At 38.1% G+C, this 6,071-nt stretch carries 5 protein-coding genes and 3 pseudogenes; 4 read left to right on the top strand and 4 right to left on the bottom strand.

The features are described 5' to 3' along the window. Positions 1–167: 167 nt before the first annotated feature. Entirely contained in the window at positions 168–515 is a 348-nt protein-coding gene (locus tag QUA45_RS27490; protein ID WP_333101118.1) for a hypothetical protein, read from the top strand. A 172-nt stretch (positions 516–687) separates the two neighbouring features. Here the strand turns inward: QUA45_RS27490 and QUA45_RS27485 are convergent. Beyond that, positions 688–1,580, bottom strand: a pseudogene (locus tag QUA45_RS27485) (IS4 family transposase); the annotation flags it as partial. Between the two features lie 164 nt (positions 1,581–1,744). Between QUA45_RS27485 and QUA45_RS27480 the strand changes: the two are divergent. Next, positions 1,745–2,992 carry an ISL3 family transposase gene (locus QUA45_RS27480; protein ID WP_333223037.1) on the top strand — a complete coding sequence of 416 codons (1,248 nt, stop codon included), beginning with the start codon at positions 1,745–1,747 and terminating at the stop codon, positions 2,990–2,992. A gap of 27 nt (positions 2,993–3,019) precedes the next feature. Here QUA45_RS27480 and QUA45_RS27475 read toward each other — a convergent pair. Further along, a pseudogene (locus QUA45_RS27475) lies at positions 3,020–3,295 on the bottom strand (transposase domain-containing protein); the annotation flags it as partial. 156 nt (positions 3,296–3,451) lie between these two features. Here QUA45_RS27475 and QUA45_RS27470 point away from each other — a divergent pair. Then, entirely contained in the window at positions 3,452–3,634 is a 183-nt protein-coding gene (locus tag QUA45_RS27470; RefSeq protein WP_333223035.1) for a hypothetical protein, read from the top strand. Positions 3,635–3,813: 179 nt separating this feature from the next. On the opposite strand, the gene QUA45_RS27465 is transcribed toward QUA45_RS27470, so the two are convergent. Next, positions 3,814–4,392, bottom strand: a complete 579-nt coding sequence (locus tag QUA45_RS27465) for an N-6 DNA methylase (RefSeq protein WP_333223033.1) — start codon at positions 4,390–4,392, stop codon at positions 3,814–3,816. 66 nt (positions 4,393–4,458) lie between these two features. On the opposite strand from QUA45_RS27465, the pseudogene QUA45_RS27460 reads away from it, so the two are divergent. After that, a pseudogene (locus QUA45_RS27460) lies at positions 4,459–5,532 on the top strand (IS630 family transposase). On the opposite strand, the gene QUA45_RS27455 reads toward QUA45_RS27460, so the two are convergent. After that, the gene (locus QUA45_RS27455) at positions 5,521–5,679 is read right to left on the bottom strand and encodes a type I restriction-modification system subunit M N-terminal domain-containing protein (protein WP_333101111.1); all 159 of its coding nucleotides are present in this window, start codon (positions 5,677–5,679) and stop codon (positions 5,521–5,523) included. The pseudogene QUA45_RS27460 and the gene QUA45_RS27455 overlap by 12 nt on opposite strands. Positions 5,680–6,071 lie beyond the last annotated feature (392 nt).

The raw sequence follows: 6,071 nt of genomic DNA, 5'->3' as shown, positions 1-6,071 counted from the left end.
TGTATTAATTTGTTCATGGTTAGCTTAATCTGGGAGCGAAGAGCAATTCCATTATACTGGTCATTGTTACCCAAATTGGGCCGCAGCAACTTCGAGGAACTCTCCGACAAATCTACAGCAAGTTGTACCATTATTTTGAGAATATAAAGTCATTGTTTTAGGAGACCGTGAATTTTGTTCGATTGACCCAAGGATTCTGGCTGAAGCAAAAGGGTGTGTCTTTTTGCTCAAGACTGAAGAAGAATCATTGTATTGAAACAGACCATTTAGTTTGGCAGCAATTAGATGAATTAGGAATAGTGCCGGGAACCTCTTTATATTTTCCAGGTAAAAGAGTGAGAAAAACTCAGGCTGCTACTGGATTTGATGTTGCTTGTAAGTGGAAAAGAAACTATGGGGCGTGGAAGGTTGATGAAGCGTGGTTTATTCTGACAGATTTAGGTTCATTGCAGGCAGCGATTCCCTACGGGATAGCTTCGCTTCACGATACTTATAAGCCAATACGGTTCAGTTAAGGCTATGCAGTGCTTAAAACAATAAATACAGGAGGATTCATTATTATTCCAGTACCTCTGTGTTTAACTTGTTTAGATCGAAATTTTGAAACAGGCTTTTTTACAACTCTTGGGTTGTTTCTACGAACCCTTTCAGGTAGAAGTCGGTCAAATATCTCCCAAGTTAACCAATTTAAAAAAAGGGAAGTTCTTGTGGTTGTAACCGCTGGAATTTTGGCGCCGTGCACGACGAATAACTCGTAATGTTCCAGTAAAATAAAGACGCAATGGTGAAACACTTGCACTGCTTGCTGCTTGAAAAATCAATGATCTTACCGCCTAATGTCCTAGTAGCAAACCATAAATTTCTTGTACCACTTCTGTCGGTCTTTGAGAACGAATATGAGTTTTTTGTCCCAATAAATGCACTTTGAGTTCATCAATAGTATTCTCGACTTCCCAACGTTGATGATATTCACAAGCAAGTGACTGGGCTGGAAATTTTCAGCGTCCAACAAGCTCGTAATTAAACGATATCTAATTTGTGTAACTGGGTGTTTGGGAGCCTCAATTATGTACTCGATTACTCTTACCTGTATTGGCTTAAATCCTTTTTTTCTTAACTTGCCGGATCGATAAATCAAACTCAAGTATGAACCATCATTTAATTGTGTTTCGTTTAAGAATTTAACATTTGATGTAATTCGACCCAAATACTCACAACCTTTGCTGATTGTGGCTTCTACCATCGCGTAAAAATGTAAACCTCTATCCCACATCAATAACATTCCCTCTGCCACTGAGCGTAACAATTTTAACTCTCTTACTCTTTCTCCCATTTTATATGGACACATTAAGGCATCAAATATTAAATGTGTTCCTGCCTCTAATAAAATAACTAATCTAGCTTTCGGAAACGCTGCTGTTGTACCTGGACGACTTCCCGGACGACCAAAAACCCGGGCATTTTCATCACCCAGAGGGGATATATAAGCAGGTTCCATCTATCACTACGACTCTGAGTTCGTTGATAAAAGCTCCTACTGTTTCAACTGTAGCCCTTGGTCGCACTAAAGAATGAAACAACGGTTCTTCTTTACTTGGTATGCTAAATCAATAGCTAAATCAGTCAAATAAATTGAAAAAATATGTCAAAATATCAATCAAGTCCTTGTCAGGCTTGACATTGGGGCTAGTTTAATTGTTAACTATCAATATTCACTCTTGATTTTTGGGAGCAAATTACAGTCATGAACACAAAAAAGGGTACTAAAGTTCTAACAGAACTCCTGAATCTACAAGGAATTAAAGTAACTAAAATGAATCAACTACCGGGAATTGGAATAATATTACAGGTGGAGTCAATCCCTAAAGAAAGTTATTGTCATCATTGCGGGATCAAAAGTAATAGATTACATCAAAATCATCGATACTTAGTAAAAGATTTATCCTGGGGAGAAACATCAGTATTTTTAGAAATAAACAGACGACAGTTTAAATGTAAAAAATGTGGCAAACCATTTAGCGAAAAATTTGACTTTGTAAACAACCGAAGAACTTATACAAAACGATTAGCAAATACAATTATCAAATCGGTTTTATCAAGTGATATCCAGAGTGTAGCAAAACAAGGAGTAGTAACAACAGAAGAAATAGAAAGAATGTTGTCAGATGCCTCACGAGAATTCTCGTCACAACCATCAGGATTAAAAAAGCTAGGAATTGATGAAATAGCGTTAATTAAAGGTCAAGGAAATTACTGTGCCGTATTAATAGATTTAGAAACATCTAAATTAATTACAATCGTCCCCGGAAGAACACAAGCAGAAATCGAGCCAGTCCTTAATTCATGGGGTTCACAGGTTTTAGAACAAATAGAAGAAGTAAGTATAGACTTGTGGAAAGGTTACAAAACCTTAGTGAAAAAACTTATGCCAAATGTTCAAGTAGTAGCGGACAGATTTCATGTAATGGTACAAGTTAACCAGGAGTTAGATACACAAATAAAGCGCGAAATCAGGCAAGTAATAGATTTAAAGAAAACCTCAATATTGTCAAAAAAAGCAGCAGAATATCAAGAAATATTAGAGGGACTAAACGATAGTAAATATTCCTTATTAAAGAATAAACAGAATTTAAATGAAAAGCAAACTATCAAATTAATGGAGGTTAAAAAAGTGTGTCCAAATCTGGCAGAGATGCATAAATTAAAAGAAAAATTCCGACAAATATTTGAAAATAAAAAAACAAATTGGTTGAGGGCATTGTTGAGAATTGGTATCTGGCAGAAAAGAGCTAAACAATATTTTCCCGATACTGTGAAGACTATTACTAATTGGTTGGACGAGATAATTGCTTACTTTGATAATAGTACAACAAGTGGTATTGTTGAAGGTATTAACAACAAGCTTAAGTTAATAAAACGTTCTGCATATGGCTTTAGGAATTTTGAAAACTACAAAAATAGATGTTTACTTACTTGGCATTTTAATTGTTAGTTTGGCATACCAAGTAAGGAAGAACCGAAACAACTGTCTCATCACGCCTGCTCCTAATCTTTGTCTGGCTTGAGTAATTGCCGATTTACATGGAAACCGCCAATATTTACCAATTTTTTTTATCCACCCTTCATTAAGACCATCAATCAAATTTTTTAGTACCTCCCGCATTGAATCTTTAGACCACAGACTTATGGCGATTACCAGACACACTACCAGTTGTGCTGGTAAAGCACGATAACGTTTCTCTTCAACCTTCGTTTTAGTAATCGCCTGTTCGATTGCAGTGGCTGGAATTGCCATTTCTATTGCTTGGAATATCTCCGTGCTTTGGATTTTGGGAGATAAAAAGTGAGAATTCTTTGAGATGCACGCCAACTTGCTCTCCCTTTTTGGATATAATACCTAGTTTACAACGGTTTTAGCCTTAACTGAACCGTATTGACTTATAAGCAACGTATGGGTATCGAAGAAAGGTTTCGAGATTGTAAAACAGTCGGCTACGATCAGGAAGGAACTAGCTTAAAAGGCAACCGACTGATTAACATAATTCTGCTGATGACACTCGCCTATAGTTTGGCAATATTTGAAGGTACATCTCTTCGGAAAAAGCAGGTAGAGAAATATGTATTTCGGCGTTAAGAGCATAAAAAAAGATATCAAAGACGGAGTAAATTTGGTGTCGACTTAGATGGAGAAAAGTGGGTAAATTATCTAGAACAATATTCTTTGGAAGTGGAACAGTTAATGAAGTTAAATCCTTCTAAACGCCGCTTTTATCAACAAGGTATGCGGGCTGCAATCCTGATTCGGTCTATCTCCTAGGCCTCTTTGTCACCCCCCCAGGTTCTTTCTACCTTTTCCTGACCGTAAACACTAATTACTTTATTCGGGTCAAATCCTAACTTATTCCTCACCCGAATTGCACTCTGCACCAGCATTCCCACCGCACCGCAGGCCGGGTCTAAAATTCGCCCGCAATTCGGCTCTATCACTTCCACAATCAGTTTAACCAGTGAAAGTGGAGTAAAAAACTCTCCGCCTTTGTGCCCTTCTTTCTGAGCAAAATTCCCCAGGAAATACTGATAAATTTCCCCAAACGCATCCTCAGTAATATTCTTTCGGGAAATCCGATTTAAGATTTTCAACAACTCCCGCAAAATCGGTTTTTCCAAGCTGTTGTAATTTCTAGGCAAAGCCCCGCCGAGTTCCTCATTCTCATCCGCGCTCGCCTTCATAGCCGCATTAATCGCCCCGCCAATATCCTCTGCTTCCGGGCTATCAATTAAATAATCAAAACGCGAAGTTTCCGGCAAATAAAGCGCGCCTTTTGCCTGGTAATCTGTCTTACCCACCGTGCGCCGCCTGCTGCTTCCCGCTGCAATTTCCTGTGAAACCAAGCCAAACTTATACCATTTTTTTAAAGATGTGATAGAATTGTATAAAAAGTAAAGGAGATAATTACAATGTCTGGTCGTCCTCATATAAAAATTACCGAATCTGTAGAAAATTTACGAGAAATCCTCAAACAGCAAAAAAGAATACTAGCTTATAACAAAGTTCAAATGCTTTATTTATTTCAGTCAAAACAAGTAGAAACTGTGCGGGAAGTATCCGCAGTTTTAGGTAAAAGTGAGGCTACGATTCATCGCTGGCTCTCCCAATATAGAAAGGGCGGTCTGGAAAATTTGTGAGAAAATAGGCAGGTTTTCGGTCGCCCAAAAAAGTTCTCAGGTGAAATAGCAGCGACCTTGCAACAAGAGTTGAGAGACCCCGAACGATTTAAGAGTTATAAAGAAGTTCATCTTTGGCTCTGGTTGATTAAAGGAATAGCCAGTAGTTACCCGGCTGTATATTCTTTAGTAAGAGGGGAATTAAAAAGTAAATTAAAAATTCCCAGGCCTCGCAGTATTTCTCAGGAATCTACGGCGATTAAGGAATTAAAAAATAACTTGCATCAACAGATAAAAGCTTTACTACACAAAGCTTTACCTCAAGTAAACAAATATAAAAAAGTCACTTATTGGTGAGCGTGATGAAACGCGGATAGGGCTGCATACAATTCGTCGGCGCAAGCTGACGCTTTCAGGTGTAAAGCCCGTCGGGAAGCATCAATGGAAATTTGAGTGTTTTTGGCTGTATGGGGCAGTATCGAGCGCAGAGCGTAAAAATTTTTTTTTGGGAGTTTTCGCATTTAGACAAAGTTAGTTTTGAAGCATATTTACAACTTTTGTCAATCCAATATCCTCATGAATTATACATCATTCAAGTAGATAACGCACCCGCTCATAATTTAAGCTCATCTGAATTACCAGACAATATAATTTTACTATTTCAGCCTCCGGCTTGTCCTGAAGTAAATCCCACAGAAAGAGTGTGGGAATATCTCAAAGATTTTTTAGCGAAAGTCGGTGTTTAGTAATCTTGACGAGCTCCGCACAAAAGTCCAGGAAATTTTGGCATCTTTCACCGATCTCGTCATTGGTTTTCTCACCGGGTGGTCTTGGATTTTACATTCTTTATCTCTATCACATCTTTAAAAAAATGGTATTATAGTTAGCGTACAGCAAAAAAACCAACCCGAGAACGGGTACGGAATATTCCGAAGGCTTGAGTTTAGAATTAGCCCTGAGTTCATCGGCTGCTTCCCAAAGGCGTTTTTCGAGTTTGGTGTAGTTTGCTGGCATCTTCGCGTTAAATTCCCACGTCCTTGATTGATTCTCTCGTCTTCGGCAACAAACAGCACCGCCTCGTACAAGCTCTTATTTTACGCGATCGCGCCCGAATGACGAACAATTGCAACCAGCTCAGGATTGAGAGATTCTGGCTTAGTTCAAGCGATTAAGTAGTCAGACAGAATTAATTACACAAATACATAGTATAATGATATTTGCGGCAAAATTATGAGTTAATTACAGTTTCATATGATGTTTATCAGAGAAATAAACCCTCTTTCGTCTAAATTGCTACAACGAATTCATCGCCAAAGCCGACATCATCATGTACGTCAACGAGCACATTGCCTCATATTAGCTTCGCAAGTAGTAAAAAAAGGAGAGTTAATGAATATTTTTCAAAT

The sequence above is a fragment of the Microcoleus sp. Pol12A5 genome, assembly GCF_036701435.1.
Lineage (GTDB): Bacteria > Cyanobacteriota > Cyanobacteriia > Cyanobacteriales > Microcoleaceae > Microcoleus.
The sequence above is the reverse complement of the archived record's forward strand: the minus strand, read 5'-3'. Positions and strand labels throughout refer to the sequence as shown.